The organism is Aquimarina sp. U1-2, from assembly GCF_017897595.1.
In the GTDB taxonomy this organism is placed as follows: Bacteria; Bacteroidota; Bacteroidia; order Flavobacteriales; family Flavobacteriaceae; genus Aquimarina.
Map to the genome: position 1 here is coordinate 1 of NZ_JAGKIK010000051.1, position 572 is coordinate 572.

The following is a 572-nucleotide window of genomic DNA, read 5'->3' on the forward strand; positions in this document are numbered from 1 at the left end:
TATACTTAAAATAAAGATGCTATTTTCCGCCTTAAATGTTTCTATAACATAATCTTTCTTCAAGTTTAATTCAATTTTGCTGGTGTTAACTGATTTGGTATTATAATTAACCTCAACCCTATCAAACAGAGAATTTGTTTTGTTTTTAAAGAAAAGTACATGAATAGAATTTGAGTAAAAACCTCCAATAAAGTTCTCTGCTTTATTAAGAAAGCTAGATAACGTAAATTCTGAAATTAATATACGTCCCTTACCATATAAGTAGAATTTAGTAGCGTCTTTGTTATTAATTATGAAAGACAGGTCGCCAGACCTTTCATCAACCCCTTGAAATACTTGTTTAGGTACACTGAAATCTTTACTACTACTGGCATCTATATAACACCATGCACTTTCTTGACCATAAATATTAAATACAGCTAAAAATATAAGTACCAAGAAAGATATAAACTTCATACAATCAAATTAACTAACCTGCAACCCATTCCCAACCTTAGCATCATCAGGATTCACAAATACCAATTTCCCTTCAGGGGTTTCCGTCATTAAAATCATACCTTGGCTCTCAACAC

At 31.1% G+C, this 572-nt stretch carries 1 protein-coding gene; it reads right to left on the reverse strand.

The annotated features are described in order from the left end of the window. On the reverse strand, positions 1 to 456 hold a 456-nt coding region (locus J8281_RS18955), incomplete at its 3' end, for a hypothetical protein (RefSeq protein WP_210199231.1). Positions 457 to 572 lie beyond the last annotated feature (116 nt).